Raw genomic sequence first — 22,260 nt, 5'->3', positions numbered from 1 at the left:
TTTCTTTCGTTTTTGAAGATTACTTAACACCAGCCTTTGTAATCAGTTCCTGATCCTCAGGGCCGATTTTATCAATCACGTACTTATCAATGCTGCAAATGAGCATCTCGTCAAGAGCGGCAATCATGTTCTCATAGGTAGCGGTATCCAGCGGGCGGATGATCACGGTCATCGTGGGCACCTTCTCACCGTTGGGCAACTCACCTTTCTTCAGCTTCGAAAGTTCTGCCTGGTACTGCTCGTCAGTCATCTTACTGTTGTAAGCTGTCTTCTTGGCATCCAGCTCTTTCTTGGCTACCATGATTTTGGCAATCGGGTTAACACCTTCCTCTGTGGTGTGGTTGATCAGGACGTCGCGGATGCCCTTTGCTCCGTATGTGGTCTTCTTGACACAAGAAGGATCCTCATAGTTGGGCAGTCCGGCAATGTACCAAATCTGATCGTTGGCACCCAGGTAGAGGGTAATGGTATGAGAGGCTTTCGTTACCGATTTGTCCTGTTCAGCTACGTTCGTATCGTTACTGGGCATCGTCAACTGCATGGCCTGAGGCTTAGCGAGTGTCGTACACAGCATGAAGAACGTGATCAGAAGCATCATCATGTCTACCATTGGCGTGAAGTTCACGCGGGTATCCATTTTCTTCTGCTTACTCAAATTCTTTTTTGCCATAGCTTAATCCTCCGATGCAGTTTTAAGATTAGTAATCAACTGGTAACGGTTCTCGTTCATATCCTGGAGTTCAGACATCATGGCCTTCACCAGCTTGTACGGCGTCTTGGAGTCGCACTTGATGGCCAGACGGATGTCGGGGTTAGCGTTGCGAGCAGCGGAAACCCACTCCTGGAATTCGCTCTTTCCGCCATTGATGCTATCAGTGGGGATACCGAGCTTCTGGATGGCCTCGCCCATCTTCTCGGGCTCCAGGCTGAGGTAAGCAGCAAGCTGTGACATGGGAGCACCAGCCATAGCATCTTCCAGGAAGTGCTTCTGCTGAGTGGCATTCAGGGTGATGCCGAACTTATCGGTCATCGTGTCCATCATATCTCTCATGTAGTTCTTGTTTTCCGTACCGAGGAAGATCTTGCCTTCTGGGCTGACCAGAATGTTCAAGACATCGCTCTCCGGAATCTTAACCTCGGACACCGAGTTAGGCGCGGTGACTTGTATAGGCTCTGGCGTCAAGAATGTTGATGTCAACATAAAGAAGCACAGAAGCAGCGTCATCACGTCTGACATAGGCGTCATGTCAATCCAGATGTCTTTTTTCTGTATCTTAATTTTAGCCATTCTAAAACGGTTTTTAAGGTTTTAAACGCGAATGGACTGAAAATTAAGCCTCAGTGTGGTTAGAGTCGTAAGTAGCTGCGATAGTGTAACCAATCTCGTCGAGGGCGTAAGTCAGCTTGTCGATCTTGTTAGAGAAGAAGTTGTAAACTACGGTAGCAACCCAAGAGGTCAAAATACCAGAAGCTGTGTTCACAAGGGCCTCAGAAATACCGGCAGACAGAGCCATAGAGTCAGCACCACCACCAGCAGACAGAGCCTGGAACGAACCGATCATACCGAGCACAGTACCGAACAGAGCGGTCAGGGTACCCAGAGATACGATGGTAGCAACCATAGGCATGTTCATCTGCAGAGTAGGCATCTCCAGCTGGGTAGCCTCCTCGTGAGCCTGCTGAATCTTAGCGATCTTGGCAGCCTTCTTCAGTGTGCTGTCGCCTTCAACGGTCTGATACATGTTGATAGAAGCCATAACGACGTTAGCTACAGAACCCTGCATCTTGTTGCAGAGGTTGCGAGCCTCGTCGAAATTCTGAGCGCGGATAGCATCCTTAACCTGAGCGGTGAACTTAGCGAGGTTCATCTTACCAGAAGCGGTACGGATAGCGAGGAAACGCTCGAAACCAAGGCAGATAACGGTGAAGAGCAGGGTCAGGATCAGACCTACAACGAAACCTCCTTTGTAAACGGTACCCAGCAGGTTAGCGGGGTGTCCGCTGCGATCGCCGCCGATGAAGTTGTCGGGGTTACCCATGACGAAATACCATACACCATAACCTAAGCATGCGCAAACTACGAGAATAATCCATGCTGCTTTCATTCCTTGGAAGCCCGAATTTTTTTTGGCTGGGGCTGCAGCCTTTGTTGATGTTGCCATAAAAAATGATTTTAATTTTTTAGTTATTAAATGAATTAGTTTGTAAATGATTCTAACGTGTAATACTCGGCAAAGATAGTAAATTCGGAATTACTATTCGCCTAATTAAGAACTTTTAACTTGATATTTCTCAATTTTTATCGTAGATTACCCAAAGCTTCCTTAATTCTGCGCATTGCTTCGACGATATTATCGTCACTGGTAGCATAGCTCATGCGGAAGCATTCGGGGTCGCCGAAGGCGTCGCCGCCAACGGTGGCTACATGTCCTTTCTCCAGCAGATACATCGCCAGATCGGTGCTGTTGGCAATGACGGCTCCGTCGGGAGTCTTCTTGCCATAGAAGCTGCTGCACTTGGGGAACAGGTAGAAAGCGCCCTCGGGCACGTTCACTTCCAGTCCGGGAATGTCCTTGGCGAGTTTGACGATGAGGTTGCGACGGCGCTCAAAGGCCTTGCGCATCTCTTCTACGCAGTCCTGGCTGGCCGTATAGGCGAACTCCGCAGCTTTCTGACTGACGGAACAGGGTCCGCTGGTATATTGTCCTTGTAGTTTGTTACATCCTTTGACGATCCACTCTGGGGCAGCGATGTATCCGATGCGCCATCCGGTCATCGCGTAGGCCTTGCTGACACCGTTGACGATGATGGAGCGCTCCTTCATGCCCTCGAACTGGGCGATGCTCTCATGCTTTCCGACGTAGTTGATGTGTTCGTATATCTCGTCGGCCAGTACGAACAGGTCGTCGTGCTGCTTGATGACATTAGCCAGTCCTTCCAGTTCGGCTTTCGAATAGACGCTGCCGGTAGGATTGCTCGGCGAGCAGAGGATGATCAGTCGTGTCTTGGGTGTGATGGCAGCTTCCAGCTGTTGGGGTGTCATCTTGAAGTTCTGTTCGAATCCAGCTTCCACGATGACGGGATTGCCGCCGGCAAGAAGAACCATCTGCGGATAGCTTACCCAATAGGGTGCAGGGATGATGACCTCGTCGCCGGGGTTGATGAGTGCCATCACGGTATTGCAGACACTCTGCTTGGCACCGTTCGACACCAGGATTTCCGCTGGTGTGTAGTGCAGGTGGTTCTCACGTTCCAGTTTGCGGGCAATAGCCTGGCGCAGGTCGGGATATCCCGGTACGGGAGAGTAGCGTGAGTAGTTCTCGTCTATAGCCAGCTTAGCTGCCTGTTTGATATGGTCTGGTGTGTTGAAGTCAGGCTCTCCGACGCTCATGTTAATCACGTCGATGCCTTGTGCTTTCATTTCAGAACTCTTTTGTGACATAGCCAGCGTTGCTGATGGCGCTAGTCGTTGTAGACGATCAGATAATTGTGCCATATTCTTAGGTTTCGTAAGATGTTTGTTGCAAAAGTAATCAATTTATTCTTTTCTGCGAAAGAAATGGGACGTTTTTTTGTCGAAAAGGACGAAAAAACTTACATTTTGAACTATTTCAAGTGCAGTGTGTGTCCCATTCGCTCTTTTTTGGTCTGCAAGTAGCGCAGGTTATACGGGTTGGGTGTCGTTTCGATAGGTACGTTTTCTACGATTTCCAGTCCGTAGGCCTCCAGTCCGACGCGCTTCACGGGGTTGTTGGTCATGAGTCGCATCTTCTGCACACCCAGCTGGCGCAGTATCTGTGCCCCACATCCGTAGTCGCGCTCGTCGGGTTTGAAGCCCAGGTGGATGTTGGCGTCGACGGTGTCCAGTCCTTCCTCCTGCAACTTGTAGGCGGCAATCTTGTTCATCAGTCCGATGCCGCGCCCCTCCTGTTGCATATACACGATAACGCCTCGTCCCTCCTGCTCTATCATCTGCATGGCTTTGTGCAGCTGTTCGCCGCAGTCGCAGCGTTTCGAGCCCAGGATGTCACCTGTCATGCAGGAAGAGTGAACGCGCACCAGTACAGGCTCGTCCTCTTTCCATTCTCCCTTGATGAGTACCATGTGCTCTAGGCCGTTGCTCTTCTGGCGGAAGGGGATCAGTCGGAAGTGACCGTAGTCCGTCGGCATGTCCACTTCTTCGCCTTTCTCTACCAGGCTTTCCTTTTTCAGCCGGTAGGCTATCATGTCCTTGATGGTGATAATCTTCAAGTCGTGCTTATGGGCAAACTCCATGAGTTGTGGCATACGTGCCATCGTGCCGTCGTCGTTCATGATTTCAATCAATGCTCCGGCGGGGTAGAGGCCAGACAACTTGCAGAGGTCGATGGCAGCCTCGGTATGACCGGACCGGCGCAGTACACCGTTGTCCTGAGCATACAGCGGGTTGATGTGTCCCGGACGTCCGAAGGTCTTGGCTGTTGATGTCGGATCAGCCAGTGCACGGATGGTGGCGGCACGGTCGTGAGCAGACACGCCTGTGCTGCAGCCTTCTATCTTGTCGATGGTGACGGTGAAGGGCGTTCCCAGCAGCGACGTGTTGTCCTGCACCTGATGCGCCAGTTCCAGTTCTTCGCTGCGACTGATGGTGACGGGAGCGCAGAGCACGCCACGTGCATTCTTCAGCATGAAGTTCACCATTTCGGGTGTTATCTTCTCGGCGGCACATATCAAGTCGCCTTCGTTCTCACGGTCTTCGTCGTCTACGACAATGACGAATTTGCCAGCCTTAAAGTCGGTCAGCGCCTCTTCAATCGTATTGAGCTTAAATGTATCCATATTCCTTATACCTTATTATATATATTATGTAACGACCTCCATCTCACGCTGCAGGTCACCCAGGTTGATGACTCTCGGAATGAGTTTCTGGTTGATGCGGAGGATATGTTGCAAGTCTTTATATAGTCTGAAGCGGAAGCGTATCATGCGGAAATAGAAGAAGATACCCGTAGGCAGGAACAGTCCTGTCACCACGTTCAGCCATTTGCGCTGGAAGGGGCGCGTATGGGCGTGTGTGGCAATGATGGGGTATTGGTTCAGCTTGGTCAGCACGTAGTTGTCTTTCGTGTAAGAAAGGTCCTCGATGGCTGTTTCCAATACGTTGTTGATGTTCTCTATCTCATGATCGTCACCGGGACGGAAGAATACCTTGATAGGATTAGGCCACCGCAGCAGCTTGTGGTCTACGGAGTACTGGTCTACCTCGATACTGATATTCTGCAGCATCTCTGCATCCATAAGGTATTTCGGGTCTTCGATGATGACCTCCTTGCGCATGATGTGTCGCTTGGTGCGCAGTCCGAGTATCTGCATGGCCAGCTCCTTGTACAGGTCGACGTTGAATACCACCGAGTCGTTATTGGCCTTGTGGGTGAAGAACAGTGCCAGCGGAGACAGCACGACGGTGCCGAGCAGTTTGCCGAACCATACCGTCCAGTTGTCGTCACGCGCCATCTTCATACCCGTGCTGTCCAGGATGTAGAACACGATGAACACCAGTACGGAGATGATGACGGGCACACCCAGTCCACCCTTGCGGATGATGGCTCCCAGTGGTGCTCCGATGAAGAAGAAGATGATGCACGACAGCGACAGCGTGAACTTGTTGATGGCTTCCATCTCGTGCATGCGCTCTTCGCGGTTCAGATAGAAGGAGTATTCCGACTTGAACTCCAGGTTGCTGTTAGCCAACTGTGCATCGCTGGCAGCCTGTCGCATCACGTTCTGGCGCTGGTCGCCTGAGAGTCGGAGGTACAGCGTGTCGATGGTGGCTGTGTTCTGGGCTACCTTCTGGGCAGCCTTTATCGAGTCCTGCTTGCTCATCACGGGACCGTAGAAGGTGTAGCTCTTCGCCTCGTTGTAGTAGGCATGACCTACCGAGTCGTTGAATTCGCGGATGGAGTCCAGGTCGTGCAGAATCTTGCCGAGTCCCTTCGAACGCGCGTCAGCGGCTATTCCGCCAGCTTCCGCCATATTGAAGTCACCGTCGAAGTCGAGCAGTATCGTCTTGGTCGAGAAAGTCTCGCGGCGATAGGGGACGTTGGCCGAAACGTTCAGTCCTGACTGCCGCATGTTCTCAAACCATTCTCCGCTGTACAGTGTCAGTTTCAGGTGCTTCTTCTCTGCCGTCGCTTGTATGCGCCCTGAGTCTGCCAATATCACGGCAGCATCCTCGTAGCCTCCGTTCATGCGGTAGATCATGATGCCGTACAGCATACCCGTGTTCAGGTCTTTCTTCTGCACATAGAGGTTTGAGTTGGGAATGCCGTCGTAGAAGATGCCCTCGGGAATTTCCACCTCGGGATTCTTCTGCTTCATCGATAGCAAGAGCTGTTGGAATGAGATGAATGCCCTCGGACCGATGACCTCCTGGAAATAGAAGGAGATGCAGGAGATGGCTATCACGATGACGATCAGCGAGCGCATCGACTGCATCAGCGAGATGCCTGCCGCCTTGATGGCTGTCAGCTCCGAGCTCTCACCCAGGTTACCGAAGGCTATCAGCGAAGACAGCAGGATGGCCAGGGGGAAGGCCTGCGGCATCAGCATCAGTCCCATGTACCAGAAGAACTGTGCCAGCACCTCCATCGACAGTCCCTTGCCTATCAGCTCGTCCACATATCGCCACAGGAACTGCATCATCAACACAAACTGGCAGATGAAGAACGTTGCGATAAACAGCAGACCGAACTGTTTGGTGATAAATATGTCTAATTTCTTAATGCGCAGCATAAATCAAAGCCCGCTAACACGGTGTAGCCGCTCTAAGTTGTCGTCCCAGATGCCGCGCAAGTCCGACTCCTCGTCGTCGTCAGCGGCAAAGTCGGTGATGAGCAGACTCAGCTGTCCTGTAAGGTCGCTACCCACAATGCGCATCTCCCAGAAAGCCTCAGGAGTGTCCTCGTGGTAGTCCCACAACATACGTATGTGGTCGTATTTGGCTACTTCAAGTATCTTGGATTGTTTGGTGTCACGCTCCGTCCAGGGGTGCCCCCAGGTGAACGTCATGGTGTCGTTGTCTTCGGTGACGGTATCTGCCAGCCACTTTTGCAGGCCTGCAGCGTTACTAATCATGTCCCATACGATTTTCGGCGACTTCGTCGAGAGAGGGTATTCGATGGTTAGCTTTTTCATTGTTTCCATATTATTAGGTAGGATCATTTACATGAATTACAGCGCAAAAGTACAAAAAAAAATCGAAACACAAAGATTTTTCCCTAAAAAGTTTTGGAGTTTCGGAAAATAGTTGTACCTTTGCACCCGCTTACAAGCAAGATGGCGGGGTAGCTCAGCTGGTTAGAGCGTCGGATTCATAATCCGGAGGTCGAGGGTTCGGGTCCCCCTCCCGCTACGAAGAAAGACTGCTAATTCATTGATTAGCAGCCTTTTTTGTTTTCTTTCGCATGTCTCTTACTTCAGCTGTTCCAGCGCGCGACAAAGCTGGTCGGGACACGAAGTGCTCTTCGTTCCGCATCGGATGCCGTTCAGTTTCTTGATCACGTCGTCCACGTGCTGACCCTTCACCAACTGGCTGATACCTTGCAAGTTGCCGTTGCATCCACCCAGGAAGGATACCTGCTGGATGATGTTGTTCTCGTCCACGGTCACATCAATCATCTTCGAGCAAGTGCCGTGCGTCTCGTATTGTACATGTCTTGTTGCCATAATCTTCCTTTTTTGCCGACAAAGGTACGAATAAGTGAGCAGAAAACCAAGATTTTCTTGAGTTTTCTCGAGCGTGAGTACCTTCGACCGTAGGTCAGATGTACTTCCTCATTCTCACCTCTTACTTCTTACCTCTTAACGTTACCCTTCGTCCGTACCATCGATGATGCTACCGCTGTCGGGACGCATCACGAACTTCTTGCCAGGATTCTTACCGAGCTTTACTTCACGTCGCTGTGCAATTACTTTAATAGCCATAATTTTTAATAATAAGTTAGTTAGACATTTGTAAATAATTTTATTAATACTCTCGTTGTCGCCTTGTTTCGCTTTCTGTAGGTACTGTTAAGGAAAACAATTGCTACCATTAATGCGCGCAATTTCTAGATTTAATCCTCGCAATTTTCACCCTTAAAGACCGCCTGTCCGCTATTTCAATTTGACAATGCAAAGGTAAGAATCTTTCATTGCGGTTCACGAATATTTTAGGAAGAAAATAATTTTTATAGACGCGGTCATTTTTGGTCATGGTCATTTTGGTCAAAATCGAAAACGGATGCTGTCAAAACTGCCACTATAATATAAATATTAATATTTATATATATAGTGAGCAAATAACCGCGTTCCCGAAGTTGAAAATGACCAAAATGACCTTGACCAAATGACCACATTTTGACTGGGAGAAAATCAGCAGGATTATCTTTAGTGCACAGCGGAACCGACCCTATTGTGCACTTGGAAGAAGATAGCCGCATCGAATTTTCGATTGGGCACTTACAAGGATGCTAACGGGAAGTGCACAGCGGAACCGACCCTATTGTGCACTTGATGGTCAAAGGCTATTGAGAAAATGGTTTAACTCCTCTTTTGAGTTGATGCGATGTGTTTTACCCTGACGGTACTCTTCTTCGCCTCTGTCAAGACTGGCAAAGAATTCCTCCTTTGAAATCAGTGTGGGGTCTTCATGCTTTTCGGCAACGAGCTTGCGCAAGTATTTTGTAGCTCGCCTTAGCAGGTTCTCGTCTTCGGCAATGATGCTCATGTTTCGGAGCAGTTCCGCATTAAGTTGCATTGTTGTCATACCTAATAGATATTTATTCTGCTTGCAAAAATAGACATAAATAATGAAACGACAAAATAAAAACAGAAAAAACAATATATATGAACGAAGCGCAGACACGACTTGACAAGATTGATCCTAAGCTGAGTGCACAGCGGAACCGACCCTATTGTGCACTTTCAAAAAATGAGTAAAAAATGGTGATTTAGCTTGCATATCTAAAAAAAATGTTGTATATTTGCAACATCTATTGATAAGACCTAAAATTGAAATGATTATGAAGACAAAAAAACGTAATTACATTTTTCTTGCAGTCCTAATGATGGGGATTGCGACGATGATGACAGGCTGTGCTGTAGAAGACATAGCCAGCAATGATAACGGCGGCGGAGTTAATCCTACCGACGTGAATGTTGACGAGTTGAATGTCAAGGTGACTGCCGACATGCCGACAGCCGTGCTGAGCTCGTTTGACGAGAACTCTATGGGTGCTGCCTTAGTGCGCCGTTTGAACATCAAGACCAACGAGGTGACCTCAGACACTAAGATGATCCTCATCAAGGGTGAGGACATCAAAAATCGCCCAATTACTGAGTGGATGCAGGCAGCAAAGATATACCTCCAGGGAGGATATATCGCAGTAGAGAAGCCTCATAATGCGCACTTGGTAGAGGTGGCAGAGCAGTTATCTACTAAATTAGAGCAGGCCACCGTCGAGTTGATGACACAGAGTGGACATGTTACAATCACTCCTCCCAATCAGCAGTCTGGCAATGCCATCAATTCTGATGCAGCGAGGATTAACGCCCGCGTTGCCAATATCGCTGCAATAGCAGGCAGACGAGGTGCTGCCAGCGGAACAGATGCTGTTGCCGAGATGGTCATCTTCTCGCCAATGGGTTACTACCAGTGCGAGCCTCACCAGGGTGTCTTGGTCAGATCCTCATACACAGACAAGGATGGAAAAGAGGTTGTAAAAGAAGAGATACACAATCCCGACTACACCAAGCGCAGCAGCGGTTGCCTTGCCGACGGTGCTGCCATGTGGCTTAATTCCAAGAATGCTCAGACACCTACTAACAGAGTCACCAACCGTGCTGATGGCGGTGGTGCTATCAATGAACTGATGGGCGCCAGCGAAGAGCATTACTATCAGACACATTTGGCGACTCAGGATTGGAATGGGCAATCGCTCCATAAGCCTAACGGCTTTACTGAAACCATCCGCGTGTGGGGCAGCCACAATATGAAGACCAATAAGGACTATTACTTCGTGGAGCAAAAAGCGCTGTCAGCCGTTGGAGGTCAGCAAGAGGGTGATGCACGCTTTGATCCCAACAAGACCCTTTATGCAGGTCCTTACAAAGAAGATGAATGGATAGATGCAAATTACGACTATGATGGCACACATTACACAGGATACTATGGTGCATGGTGGCAGAAGGGCGAATACTCGCTGAACCTTGTTGGTTCGGGCACCATAAAACTGGAGGATGCCCTTCCTACGACCGACAACAACACCATGAGCACATCTATAGCTGTGGGCGAGACGCACTCAGAGACAAGCACCGTTGGAGTCTCCATGGGCATGGTAGGTTTTCAACCTTCAGTCGGCCTCAATTACTCACACGGATGGACGAATGGCACCAGTTATACCATGACCACTACCACCAACACCAAGGAGATAGCGGTGCAGAAGAACACTGAGGCAAACAAGGTTACGTGGAAATACGAGAACGGCCAGAATACCTACAAAGATTCTAATTCAGACAAGCACAAGATGGCTCCTACCTCAATCACCACTGACGTAAACATGGACAATCAGGCATGCTGGTCTGTAGAGAATCCAGAAGGGGAATACACCCTGGAGGTCACAAGCGATTCATGGATGGAGAGCATGTATTCCGACAAAGACAACTGGATATTTGGCATGAAAACGGGAACATACCCAGAGGATAATAAATATAAGCTCATCGTGCCTAACCGTGCTGAGCAGACATGGCACATGGACGTCACCTTCCCAGAGATAGGTCAGGAGGGTCATGAAGGACAGAAGGGCCTACTCACTCAATACTTGGAAAAGCAGTTCCCAGACCTCTACCAGACAAAACAGTCGCTTGCCGACAAGACGGCAGAGAGCGAGAACACCATCAAGATATTGGTCGCCCAGGCAGATTATTTGCTCCACAACAGCGATGGTGGTCAGACGCTGCGCGAGTATGCTCTCGACCTCGGCATCTCTCAATATACCATCAAGTGGTTTACTACCGATGGCAAGCACAGCGAATATAAAGTTGAAGTTAAGGCAAAAGAATGAGTAACAAGATACTAAACCAAAAATTATTAACGATATGAAAATTATTGATTGCGAATTCCATTATTATTTACCAGAGTTGATGGACTATCTCGCTACGAGAAATCAGGCCATGAGGTATTATCCGGAAACAAAAGTGCTGGAAGTGAGGGACAAAGTCTATGGTCATCTTGGCGGCGTGACGAACACCTATCCTGTCATTGACGAGCTGATGAATTTCGGAGCGGAGCGCGTAGCGGAGATGGACCGTTGCGGCGTTGACGTCGCTGTGATGTCCAGTTCGCCTGCACTGGAGGAACTGCCCGAGAAGGAGTGCGTGTATTTCGCTAAGAAATCCAACGATGCTGTAGCAGAACTCATCAAGAAATTCCCTGGTCGTTTCTATGGTGCTGCCGTTTTGCCGACACCATACGTCGATGAGGCCATCAAGGAGTTGGAGCGTTGCGTCAAAGAGCTGGGATTCAAATACTGGCACACACACTCCAACTACATGCACGAGCACCTGTATGAAGAGAAATACCTGCCGCTGCTGGCAAAGGCTGAAGAGTTGGGCTGTGCCGTTTATGTTCATCCGCAGGCTTCCGACGACAAGGACATGAAGGACATGGGCTATGTGTATTCTTCGCCAGGTCTCGGTTTCGGACTGGATGCCATGAAGACGTCGTTGCGACTGATTCTGAACGGCACCTTCGATAAGTTCCCCAAGCTGAGAATGATTCTCGGACACTGTGGCGAATACTTCCCGTTCATCATCGACAGGGTTGACAACCGTTTTGCATGGATCAAGGACGACGAGGTAAAGATGAAGCACACGGTAGCCTACTACTTCCAGAACAAGAATGTGGTGATGACCACCAGCGGCATTATGTCTAAAATCACCTTTGAGTGTACCAAGAAGGCCTTCGGCATCGACAGCATCATTTTCGCCTCAGACTATCCCTACGAGTGTCTGGCAAACATGATGAAATTCGTGAAAACGCTGGATCTGACGGAAGAGGAAAAAGAAAAACTCTTCCACCTGAATGCCGAGAAGTACATTTTAAGTTAGTTGTTTCAAAATACAATGAGAAAATTCTACCTATTGGTGCTGTTGGCTGTCAGCATGACGGTTGCAGCACAAGACAAGATGACACTGGACGCACAGCTGTTGACTAATCAGCAGCAGGCGTTAGAAGGACAAGGGCGCCGTAGCGCCAATGCCGACGAGAACCGCCTCACCTTGGTGGTCAAAGTGGCTGACGAGGTGGCTGTGGAGACCTACAATGCCATTCGCGACGCAGGAGGTCGGATAGAAGGCGTGCTGGGTCAGCAGGCCGTCATCAACATCCCAGTATCGAGTGTTCAGCGTCTTGCCACCCTGAAGGGCATCGAGCGCATTGACGTCACCCACACGGGAAAGCCGCTGACCGACGTCTCGGTGAAGGCAACCAAGGTCAGTGATATCCTCAACAAACCGGCAGGAGCCGCCACGTCGCTCACCGGCAAGGGGGTGATGGTGTGTATCATCGACGGTGGTTTCAATTTCACGCATGCCGCCTTTGCCGATGCCAACGGGAACAGCCGCATCAAGTGCGTCTACATGATGGAAGATAAGACTGGCAAAGCAGGACATAAACAGCTGACGTACACCGACCCCAAGGCGGGTGAGGTGACCGCTCCCGGCTACTACTACGACACCCCCGAGGGCATTCAGGCGCTTGGCGAGGATGACGGACTCCTTGACACCCATGGAACCCATACTGCAGGTATCGCCGTAGGAACGAAGAGTGCCCTGGGATTCACCGGTATGGCTCCCGAAGCCGACATCATGATAATTCCCTTCGATGCAGTATACGACGCCCTGCGCTATGAAACCTATCAAGGAAGTTTGGAGAAGGCGCTGATGTTTGCTGTCAACTATGCCAAGCAGAAGAAAATAGACCTTGTTATCAATATGAGTATCGGAAGCCATGAGGGACCGCACAACGGTACTGGAACCATACCCGAGATGATGGGCGAAGTAGCCAAGACGACTATTCCCGTCATGTCTTCCGGCAACGAGGGTAGTTTGACTCCGCATATCTACAAGAAGTTTACAGCTGCCGACAACACCCTCAAAACCGTGTTCCCCATGGTCGAAAGTCATAATGAATATGGCGACGACTTCTCTACACAGGCCAACACCAACGGATACTCACGCCAACCTGCCGTCGTCGGCCAGACGGTCAAGGTGAAGATGGCCATCCTTCATCAGAACACTCAGAAATGGGGGCTCGAGGTGAGCTATAAGATAGGCGACCCCGTCGTCTCCAAGGGAGCAAACGGTGACGATACAGACATAGACCCTCTCGCGCCCTATGATAAAGATCTTGCCCTGTTAACCAGAGGAAAGGTGTACATCAGTGTGGGTACTGTTGACGGCAAACTCCACATCAAGGCTGTTTACGGCGGTACGATATATATTCCCGATGAGGGCGGCAAACCCGACCCCTTCAGTCTCACTGTAGAGGGCTACGACGGCTTGGAAATGGATTTCTGGGATAACAACAGATACGGCAATGCCCCAGGAAGCGCCGTTGCCGACAATGACATCTCCGCCAGCGACTGGGTTTCCACGCCCAACATCATCAGCGTAGGAGCCTACTGTACCAACACACTGAGCCGTAACTACACGGAGGATGATAAAGACGCCTCCTCGGAATTTCCCCTCGGCGACATCGCTCACTTCTCCAGCTACGGCCATTTCTCCAACGGGGTCAATGCTCCAATGGTATGTGCTCCCGGTGTCAACATCGTGTCGGCTATCAACGCGAAAGCCCTCAAATATGACGATCCGGGCACGCCCAAAGAGTCTATGAAGTGGAAAGGCAGTCCGTACACAGCCTATAACGGTACCTCGATGTCTGCTCCCCACGTGGCTGGCATCATCGCACTGTGGTTGCAAGCCAAGCCCGGACTGACCTTCGAACAGATAAAGGACGCGCTGAAGAACGCGTGCGACAACGACGATTTCACCGCCAAGACGCCCATCCGATGGGGCTACGGGAAAATCAATGCTCAGAAGGGTCTCAACTATATTCTCAACCTCAGTCCTTCCGGCATAGAGGAGGTGAAAGGCACGGTGGCACCCAGTCAGCGTGAGAAGATTTACGACCTGCAGGGTCGTCAGGTAACCAACCCCACCCGCGGTATCTACATCGTCGGCGGACGTAAGGTTGTCATCAAATAACACAAGCGGGGCACAGACCCCGCTTGTTGTTTTATTTTCCCTTTTTACAGTTTAGAACTTCCAGTCGAGACCGATACCAATCACGTTGTTGGTACGTGAGTAGGTCTCGAGACCATAGGTAGTCTGCTTGTCGTAGTTGCTGTAAAGGCTGATGAAGTAGCCGGCATTCAGACGAACCTGTTCGTTGATGTTCCAGGCACCACCCAGACCGATGCTATAGCTGTCGCAGGCAAAGGAGGTGTTCTGCTGGTAGCCGTCGGCGAGTCCGTAGTCGGTGCGCTGACCGCCACAGCTGACGGTGAACTTCTCGTTGATGTCGTATTCGATACCAGCCAGAATCTCGTGGGTGCCGTGCTTCAGCTCGTTCTGACGGTCGTTAGCCATCTTGGCATTCTTGTCGTCGAAGAAGTGATACTCGAGGGTAGCACGGAGCTTGGGAGAAAACTCGTAGCCAGCGGCTACAGAGAGTAGGGCAGGCATGTCGTAACGCGTGCGGACATCGTTCTGGTAAGGAGCCGTATAGGCACCCAGCTGAGCCTGCAAGGCAGCCAGCTTAGCCTCCGCATTGGGTTCGGTCTTCACCATGTATTCAACGACTTTGGCACCCAGTCCGGCATCGAGGATGTTCGTCTCGTTCTTGGGGTTCAGCTTGGTGCGGAACTCATAGCGGGCAGTGAGCGTGAGCGGTCCCTGATGGTAGTTGACACTGATCATCGGTGTGAAGCCCCAGCCTTTCTGATCGACGTCGAGCAGCAGTTTAGCCACATCGCCGAACATCGGATGCTCCACCGCCTTGACGTGACCGCGATAGTAGCCGTCGTAATAGTTGGCACGAATGCCCACAGCTGCAGAGAAGCAGTCGAGAATCTTGTAGGTGAAGTTGACCTGTCCGCCATAGATATACTGCTTACCCTTCATCTCCGAGTCGAGGGAGTAGGTGTCGGGGTTAATACCGTTGGTGGCTAACATGCTCTGCAACAGTACGTTGAACATGGGCACACCCTGTTTGTATTCCACGAAACCACCACTGCCCACGATGCCGATCATGGTGCTGACCGCCCAGCGGTCTTTCTTGTAAGAAGCGAACAAGGCGGGTACGATGGGAGCAGAAGCCTTTCCCTCATAGAGCGTCTTCTGTCCGTTTCTTGTCAGCTCGATATCACGATACTGCCAAGGTTTCTGGAAATTGAGTGAGAGCTGGAAGCCCTCGTGCCCCCAGGCTAGTCCTGCAGGGTTTGAGTAGGCGGCATCGATGTCTAAAGATGCACCTCGAGCCATCATGCGGTCGAAGGCTATGTGATAGTTGGTGTTGGTCATCAGTCCGCCTGCCGTTGCTGTGGCTACTATCAGCGTAGCCACAGCAATCATCGTCAGTCTTTTCTTCATATATGTCATCTGGTTGATTATTGATTCCGCTGCAAAGGTACGAAAATATTTTGGATTTGAACGAACAATCGGCAAATTATTTTCCGAAAACGAACAAATTTTATGGTTTTGCCCGTTGTCCCATCGTGTCTATTCATTGACTTACATTATTATTTTTATAGGAAAGCGTTTTTTTTAGGAGAAACGTGTGGCAATGTGCCTTCTTTTTTGTAATTTTGCAACCCGATTCAGAATCATTATATAACGTTATATTTTTATGGCAGATACAAAGAAGATTAAGACAGCGCTCATCTCCGTGTTTCATAAGGACGGGCTGGATGAGTTGCTCAAGAAACTGAACGATGAAGGTGTGAAGTTCCTGTCGACAGGTGGTACTCAGACTTTTATCGAGTCGTTAGGCTATGCCTGTGAGAAGGTGGAGAATGTCACCACTTATCCGTCTATCCTGGGCGGTCGCGTGAAGACCTTGCATCCCAAAGTGTTTGGAGGTATTCTGGGACGTCGTGAGAACGAAGGAGACCGTCAGCAGATGGCTCAGTATGAGATTCCCGAGATTGACCTGGTCATCGTTGACCTGTATCCCTTTGAGCAGACCGTAGCCAGTGGTGCTTCCGAGGAAGATATCATCGAAAAGATTGACATCGGTGGCATCTCGCTGATTCGTGCTGGTGCCAAGAACTTCAACGATGTGGTTATCGTGCCCAGTAAGGCAGAATACAGTGTGCTGCTCGATATCCTGAAGAAGCAGGGAGCAGAGACCACGAAGGAACAACGACGCATGTTTGCTACCCGTGCTTTCGGCGTTAGCTCACACTACGACACAGCCATCCACGCTTGGTTTGAGAAGTAAATCGTAAATTGTCAAATTGTAAATTAGAATGGGATTTTTTAGTTTCGTCCAGGAAATCGCAATGGACTTAGGAACGGCCAACACCATCATTATCAGTGATGATAAGGTGGTTGTCGACGAGCCGTCAGTAGTAGCGCTTGACCGTCATTCCGATAAGGTGCTTGCCGTCGGATCGAAGGCCAAGATGATGTATGAAAAGACACATGATAGCATCCGTACGGTACGCCCGTTGCGCGATGGTGTAATTGCCGACTTCTCTGCCTGTGAGCAGATGATGCGCGGACTGATTAAGATGGTACATACGGGTTCGCGCCTGTTCTCACCCTCACTGCGTATGGTGATTGGCGTACCTTCAGGCTCTACCGAAGTAGAGCTTCGTGCCGTTCGTGACTCTGCAGAACACGCCGGTGGCCGTGATGTCTATCTGATTTTCGAGCCGATGGCAGCTGCTGTAGGTATCGGAATTGATGTTGAGGCTCCAGAAGGCAACATGATTGTAGACATCGGTGGTGGCTCTACGGAGATTGCCGTCATCTCGCTGGGTGGTATCGTCAGCAACAACTCCATCCGTACGGCTGGTGACGACCTGACGGCTGACATCCAGGAGTATATGGCTCGTCAGCACAATGTGAAGGTTTCTGAGCGTATGGCTGAGCGCATCAAGATAGCTGTAGGCTCTGCATTGACAGATCTGGGCGACGAAGCCCCCGAGGACTATATCGTACACGGACCGAACCGTATCACGGCATTGCCTATGGAGGTGCCTGTATGCTATCAAGAGATCGCCCATTGTATTGACAAGACTGTGGCAAAGATAGAGAATGCCGTTCTCTCAGCACTGGAGAACACCCCGCCTGAGCTGTATGCCGACATTGTGAAGAACGGTATCTGGCTGGCTGGTGGCGGTGCCCTGCTACGCGGTTTGGATCGCCGTCTTGAGAACAAGATCAACATCCCGTTCCACATCGCAGAAGATCCGTTGCACTCTGTTGCCCAGGGTGCTGGCGTGGCTTTGAAGAATGTAGACCGTTTCACGTTCCTGATGCGATAAGGTAGCGACGGATGAAAAACCTGCTGGACTTCCTAAGCAGACACTACCATTGGGCTATTTTCGTAGTGCTCGAGATTATCAGCATGGTACTGTTGACACAATACAACAGCTATCAGGGGAGCGTGTGGTTCTCCACCGCCAATGTGGTAGTCGGGAAAGTGTATGAAGGAACTTCAAAACTGACGTCTTTCTTCTCTTTGACGAAAGCGAATGAGGACTTGACGCGACGTAATTTCTACTTGGAGCGTCAGGTCACTCAGCTTCGTCGTCTTTACGGAGAAGCCACCCAGAAGGAGGATGCGAAGGACAGACAGCAGATAGATACCCTGAGAAGTTACCAGTTGCTATCGGCAAAGGTTATTTCAAGTGAGCTGGACAAGGTCAACAACCTGATGACGATAGACAAAGGAAGTGCTGACGGCGTAGAGGAAGGCATGGGTGTCGTATGTGGTAAGGGAATCGTAGGTGTGACCTACCTGACCTCAGCCCACTATTCGGTAGTGATACCCGTGCTGAACGGACGTTCGTCACGCATCAGCTGTGCTATCCGCGGACACGACTATTTCGGTGTGTTGCGATGGTATGGTGGTGATGCCGGACATGCTTTTGTGGAGGACATCCCCCGACATGCCCGCTTCAAGAAAGGCGACTGGGTGGAAACCAACGGATACTCCAGCATCTTCCCCGCAGGGGTGTTAGTAGGCCAGATAGTGGAAGTCTACAACTCGCGTGACGGACTTTCCTATAAGCTCAAGGTGCGCTTGTCGACCGATTTTGGCAACCTGCGTGATGTGATGGTTATCACCGATAAGACGATAGCAGAGCGCATGCAACTGATGAGAGCTGCTCAAGACTCACTGAAACTCAATGTTAACGAATAGCGAAAGATGGCAACGGATATCATGAAACAGGCGGGCTTGTTCCTGCTATTCCTCGTGGCACAGGTATTGGTGTTGGGACGAATACACCTCTTCCATTGTGCTACCCCCTTGTTCTACGTCTATTTCGTGACCATGTTTGCCCGAAACTATCCCAAGTGGGCGCTGTTGCTGTGGGGATTCTTTCTCGGGCTTTTAGTGGATGTGTTCTATAACACGCCTGGATTGGCAGCTGGCTCGTTGGTGCTGATTGCTGCCATACAGCCTTATTGGCTGGAACTCTTTGCTCCGCACGACTCAGCAGACAGCTTTGAACCGTCACTTCGTACACTTGGTCCGACGAAGTATGTATGGTATCTCATACCGCTGGTATCCCTCTATTGTGTGGTGTTCTTTTCACTGGAGTTTTTTAACCTCTCCGACATGAAGCATTGGGCCATGTGCGTCGTCGGTAGTACCATTATCACCCTATTATTGATATTCACGTTTGAGATAGCCAGAGGTAAGGAATGAAGAACCACGAGTTAGACTATAGGCACTATGTCATAGCTGGTGTGGCTACACTCATTGTGGTAATCTACATCATCCGCCTTTTCATGCTTCAGATTTCGAGCGACGACTACAAGAAGAGTGCCGACTCGAATGCTTTTCTCAAGAAGATAGAATATCCGTCGCGAGGGGTCATCACCGACCGTAACGGGAAGTTGCTGGTGTATAACCAGCCTGCCTACGATATTATGGTGGTGGTGAACGAGGCAAAGGATCATCTGGACACCCTTGACTTTTGTGCTGCACTGAACATCACGAAGGAAGACTTCATTCAGCGCATGGAGACCATCAAGGACCGTTCAAAGAATCCGGGCTATTCGCGCTTCACCCAGCAGCTCTTTATGAGTCAGTTGTCGGACAAGGACTTCTCCGTGTTCCAGGAGAAGCTGTTCCATTTCCCAGGCGTTTACGTGCAACGGCGTAGTATTCGTCAATACCAGTATCCCTTTGCTGCCCACGTGTTAGGTGATGTGGCAGAAGTGTCACCTGCCGATATAGAGGAAGATGAGTACTATCAGCCTGGCGACTATATTGGCAAGTTGGGTGTGGAACGTAGTTACGAGAAGCAGTTGCGTGGTGAGAAGGGTATGCAGATATTGCTGCGTGACGCACACGGTCGAGTGCAAGGACGCTATCAGAATGGTAAGTTCGACCGTCGGCCAGTGGCAGGCAAGAACCTGACACTCGGACTGGATGCCGACCTGCAGGCTTTGGGTGAGCGACTGATGGAAGGTAAGATTGGAAGTATTGTCGCTATAGAACCCTCGACGGGTGAGGTGCTATGCATGGTCAGTTCGCCGAGTTACGATCCCCGCATGATGGTTGGACGCCAGCGCTCCAAGAGTCATCGACAGTTGAGTCAGAACGTGTGGAAACCCTTACTAAACCGTAGTATTATGGGTCAGTATCCACCGGGTTCTACGTTCAAGACGACACAAGGTCTTACCTTTATGACGGAAGGCATCATCCATCCGACACATACGGCATATCCCTGTGGTCACGGATTCAATTACAAGGGATTGCATGTAGGTTGTCACGGTCATGCGTCGCCCCTGCCTTTGGTGCCCGCCCTGTCCACCTCGTGTAACGGTTATTTCTGCTGGGGCCTCTATTATATGATAGGAGCAAAGTCGAAATACGGTTCCGTACAGAATGCGATGAATAAGTGGCGCGACTATATGGTCAGCATGGGGTTCGGCTATAAACTGGGTATCGACCTGCCAGGAGAGAAGCGCGGACTAATCCCCAATGCGCAATTCTACGACAAGGCTTATAAGGGTTCGTGGAACGGATTGACCATTATCTCTATTGCCATCGGACAAGGTGAGGTCAATGCCACTCCGCTTCAGATAGCCAACCTGGGCGCTACCATTGCCAACCGAGGATGGTTCATCACCCCGCATGTGGTGAAGAAAGTACAGGGAGAGCCGTTGGACACCCTCTATACCAAGCGTCGTCATACGATGGCTAACCGGGCTTCCTACGACTATGTGGTACAGGGCATGCGCGCTTCGGCAACAGGAGGAACGTGCCACGAACTGGCGAAGTACGACTTTATGGCTTGCGGCAAGACGGGTACTGCCCAGAACCGCGGACACGACCACTCCGTATTTATGGGTTTCGCACCGATGGACAATCCCAAGATAGCCGTTGCCGTCTATGTGGAGAACGGTGGCTGGGGTGCTACTTACGGTGTGCCTATTGGCGGACTCATCATGGAACAGTATATTCACGGAAAACTCTCAGAAGCCTCCCTGAAGCGTGCTGAGGAATTCCAACACAGACACATTGCTTATGGTACGACAAGCAGATAAACGACAGACAAGCGTCTTACGCTCCATTGACTGGTGGACGATATTGCTCTATATCGCCCTGTTGTCGTTCGGGTGGATTAGCGTGTGCGGTGCCAGTTACTCGTATGGCGAAACAGACATCTTCAGCCTCTCTACCCGTTCGGGTATGCAGATCATCTGGATAGGAACCAGTATCATCCTGGGTTTTGTCATTGTCATGCTGGATGACCGGTTCTACGACACCTTTGCCTATATCATCTATTTCCTGCTGGTGATACTGCTCTTTGCCACCATCTTCAATCCGCATAGCATCAAAGGCTCCCGTTCCTGGCTGGTATTGGGTCCGCTACGATTACAACCAGCAGAGTTTGCCAAGTTTGCCACCGCGCTGGCATTGGCGAAGTTCATGTCGGCCTACGGGTATAACATCAATCAATGGAAGCATTTTGCAGCTACAATAGGTATTATCCTCTTGCCGATGGTGTGCATCGTCTTACAGCGTGAGACCGGTTCGGCACTGGTGTATCTGTCTTTCTTCCTGATGTTCTATCGGGAGGGAATGCCCGGTTCCATCCTGTTCACTGGTGTGGCGATGGTGGTTTACTTCGTGGTGGGTATCCGTTTTGCGGATGTTACCTTTGCCGACTCCGTCACTTCCATTGGCAAGTTCTCGGTATTGTTCCTGGTACAGGTGTTCTCCATCGGAATGGTGTGGACCTACTGTAACAAACGTGTAGCATGGCGCCTGCTGGCAGGATGTCTGGCTTTGACATTACTCTTATACTTCCTGGCTAAGATACCCCTTGAAGTGTTGTACATCCAGTGGGGTATGACGATATTCCTGATAGGCTATCTGATATGGGAAGGACTGGGATCGCGCATCCGCAACTATTTCTTTATCGCCCTCTTTACGATTGGTTCGGTCGGCTTTTTCTACGGTGCTGATTTCATCATGCAGAATGTGATGGAGCCCCATCAGCGTTCGCGTATCAATGTGCTGTTGGGCTTGGACGAGGACCTGCGTGGTGCGGGGTATAATGTGCATCAGAGTGAGATAGCCATCGGTTCAGGCGGTCTGGAAGGAAAAGGTTTCCTGAACGGGACACAGACCAAGTTGAAGTTTGTGCCGGAACAGGACACCGACTTTATATTCTGTACAGTGGGTGAAGAAGAAGGATTCCTGGGTTCTGCCGGTGTGTTGATATTGTTCTTGCTGTTGATACTCCGACTCATCTATTTGTCCGAGCGACAACCGCTTCCCTTTGCACGTATCTACGGCTATTGCGTGCTGAGCGTGTTCCTGTTCCATGTGTTCATCAACGTGGGAATGGTGCTGGGACTGACTCCTGTCATCGGCATCCCACTGCCCTTCTTCAGTTATGGTGGCTCTTCACTATGGGGCTTTACCTTGCTATTGTTTATCTTCTTGCGTCTGGACGCTACCCGTCATCTGATACGGTCGTAGTA

General features: G+C 50.3%; 19 protein-coding genes and 1 tRNA gene. 10 read left to right on the top strand and 10 right to left on the bottom strand.

Annotated features, from left to right (window positions below; all coding sequences use genetic code 11):
- Positions 1–19 precede the first annotated feature (19 nt).
- From BLU47_RS06265 to BLU47_RS06235, 7 genes are all read right to left on the bottom strand, one after another.
- Positions 20–670 carry an ExbD/TolR family protein gene (locus BLU47_RS06265; RefSeq protein WP_091959959.1) on the bottom strand — a complete coding sequence of 217 codons (651 nt, stop codon included), beginning with the start codon at positions 668–670 and terminating at the stop codon, positions 20–22.
- A gap of 3 nt (positions 671–673) precedes the next feature.
- Positions 674–1,288, bottom strand: coding sequence for an ExbD/TolR family protein (locus tag BLU47_RS06260; protein WP_091959957.1), 615 nt, complete (start codon positions 1,286–1,288; stop codon positions 674–676).
- 43 nt (positions 1,289–1,331) lie between these two features.
- Positions 1,332–2,162 (bottom strand): MotA/TolQ/ExbB proton channel family protein, encoded by an 831-nt coding sequence (locus BLU47_RS06255; RefSeq protein ID WP_091959956.1) that lies wholly within the window; start codon positions 2,160–2,162, stop codon positions 1,332–1,334.
- A 137-nt stretch (positions 2,163–2,299) separates the two neighbouring features.
- The gene (locus BLU47_RS06250) at positions 2,300–3,496 is read right to left on the bottom strand and encodes a pyridoxal phosphate-dependent aminotransferase (protein WP_091959954.1); all 1,197 of its coding nucleotides are present in this window, start codon (positions 3,494–3,496) and stop codon (positions 2,300–2,302) included.
- Positions 3,497–3,606: 110 nt separating this feature from the next.
- Positions 3,607–4,818 carry a bifunctional 3,4-dihydroxy-2-butanone-4-phosphate synthase/GTP cyclohydrolase II gene (locus BLU47_RS06245; RefSeq protein WP_091959953.1) on the bottom strand — a complete coding sequence of 404 codons (1,212 nt, stop codon included), beginning with the start codon at positions 4,816–4,818 and terminating at the stop codon, positions 3,607–3,609.
- A 24-nt stretch (positions 4,819–4,842) separates the two neighbouring features.
- Positions 4,843–6,771: an LptF/LptG family permease gene (locus tag BLU47_RS06240; RefSeq protein WP_091959951.1), complete on the bottom strand. Its 1,929-nt coding sequence runs from the start codon at positions 6,769–6,771 to the stop codon at positions 4,843–4,845.
- 3 nt (positions 6,772–6,774) lie between these two features.
- Positions 6,775–7,182 carry an START-like domain-containing protein gene (locus tag BLU47_RS06235; RefSeq protein WP_176780479.1) on the bottom strand — a complete coding sequence of 136 codons (408 nt, stop codon included), beginning with the start codon at positions 7,180–7,182 and terminating at the stop codon, positions 6,775–6,777.
- A 134-nt stretch (positions 7,183–7,316) separates the two neighbouring features.
- Here BLU47_RS06235 and BLU47_RS06230 point away from each other — a divergent pair.
- A tRNA-Met gene (locus tag BLU47_RS06230) sits at positions 7,317–7,390 on the top strand.
- Positions 7,391–7,449: 59 nt separating this feature from the next.
- Here the strand turns inward: BLU47_RS06230 and BLU47_RS06225 are convergent.
- Positions 7,450–7,704: a TIGR03905 family TSCPD domain-containing protein gene (locus BLU47_RS06225; RefSeq protein ID WP_091959947.1), complete on the bottom strand. Its 255-nt coding sequence runs from the start codon at positions 7,702–7,704 to the stop codon at positions 7,450–7,452.
- Between the two features lie 832 nt (positions 7,705–8,536).
- Positions 8,537–8,785 carry a hypothetical protein gene (locus tag BLU47_RS06215; protein WP_143025490.1) on the bottom strand — a complete coding sequence of 83 codons (249 nt, stop codon included), beginning with the start codon at positions 8,783–8,785 and terminating at the stop codon, positions 8,537–8,539.
- Between the two features lie 256 nt (positions 8,786–9,041).
- On the opposite strand from BLU47_RS06215, the gene BLU47_RS06210 reads away from it, so the two are divergent.
- Genes BLU47_RS06210 through BLU47_RS06200 form a run of 3 tightly spaced genes read left to right on the top strand, consistent with a single transcriptional unit; the run spans position 9,042 to position 14,286 of the window.
- Complete coding sequence (locus tag BLU47_RS06210) at positions 9,042–11,081, top strand: hypothetical protein (RefSeq protein ID WP_143025489.1); 2,040 nt, start codon at positions 9,042–9,044, stop codon at positions 11,079–11,081.
- Between the two features lie 34 nt (positions 11,082–11,115).
- Positions 11,116–12,126 (top strand): amidohydrolase family protein, encoded by a 1,011-nt coding sequence (locus BLU47_RS06205; protein ID WP_091959937.1) that lies wholly within the window; start codon positions 11,116–11,118, stop codon positions 12,124–12,126.
- A gap of 15 nt (positions 12,127–12,141) precedes the next feature.
- Positions 12,142–14,286: a S8 family serine peptidase gene (locus tag BLU47_RS06200; RefSeq protein ID WP_091959934.1), complete on the top strand. Its 2,145-nt coding sequence runs from the start codon at positions 12,142–12,144 to the stop codon at positions 14,284–14,286.
- A 51-nt stretch (positions 14,287–14,337) separates the two neighbouring features.
- Here the strand turns inward: BLU47_RS06200 and BLU47_RS06195 are convergent, their stop codons facing one another.
- Complete coding sequence (locus tag BLU47_RS06195; protein ID WP_091960179.1) at positions 14,338–15,672, bottom strand: OmpP1/FadL family transporter; 1,335 nt, start codon at positions 15,670–15,672, stop codon at positions 14,338–14,340.
- A 256-nt stretch (positions 15,673–15,928) separates the two neighbouring features.
- On the opposite strand from BLU47_RS06195, the gene BLU47_RS06190 reads away from it, so the two are divergent.
- The 6 genes from BLU47_RS06190 to rodA are packed head-to-tail and all read left to right on the top strand — an operon-like array spanning position 15,929 to position 22,258.
- Positions 15,929–16,522, top strand: a complete 594-nt coding sequence (locus tag BLU47_RS06190) for an IMP cyclohydrolase (RefSeq protein WP_091959932.1) — start codon at positions 15,929–15,931, stop codon at positions 16,520–16,522.
- Positions 16,523–16,550: 28 nt separating this feature from the next.
- A complete protein-coding gene (locus tag BLU47_RS06185) occupies positions 16,551–17,573 on the top strand; it encodes a rod shape-determining protein (RefSeq protein ID WP_091959929.1) in 1,023 nt (340 codons plus the stop codon).
- Positions 17,574–17,584: 11 nt separating this feature from the next.
- Complete coding sequence (mreC, locus tag BLU47_RS06180) at positions 17,585–18,454, top strand: rod shape-determining protein MreC (protein WP_091959927.1); 870 nt, start codon at positions 17,585–17,587, stop codon at positions 18,452–18,454.
- 6 nt (positions 18,455–18,460) lie between these two features.
- Complete coding sequence (gene mreD, locus BLU47_RS06175) at positions 18,461–18,964, top strand: rod shape-determining protein MreD (protein WP_091959924.1); 504 nt, start codon at positions 18,461–18,463, stop codon at positions 18,962–18,964.
- Complete coding sequence (mrdA, locus tag BLU47_RS06170; RefSeq protein WP_091959921.1) at positions 18,961–20,814, top strand: penicillin-binding protein 2; 1,854 nt, start codon at positions 18,961–18,963, stop codon at positions 20,812–20,814. Before mreD ends, mrdA begins: the two co-directional genes overlap by 4 nt.
- On the top strand, positions 20,795–22,258 hold the full coding sequence (gene rodA, locus BLU47_RS06165) for a rod shape-determining protein RodA (protein WP_091959918.1): 1,464 nt from the start codon (positions 20,795–20,797) through the stop codon (positions 22,256–22,258). Before mrdA ends, rodA begins: the two co-directional genes overlap by 20 nt.
- The last annotated feature ends 2 nt before the right edge of the window (positions 22,259–22,260 follow it).

The sequence above is a fragment of the Prevotella sp. tc2-28 genome (assembly GCF_900107705.1).
GTDB lineage: Bacteria > Bacteroidota > Bacteroidia > Bacteroidales > Bacteroidaceae > Prevotella.
The sequence above is the reverse complement of the archived record's forward strand: the minus strand, read 5'-3'. Positions and strand labels throughout refer to the sequence as shown.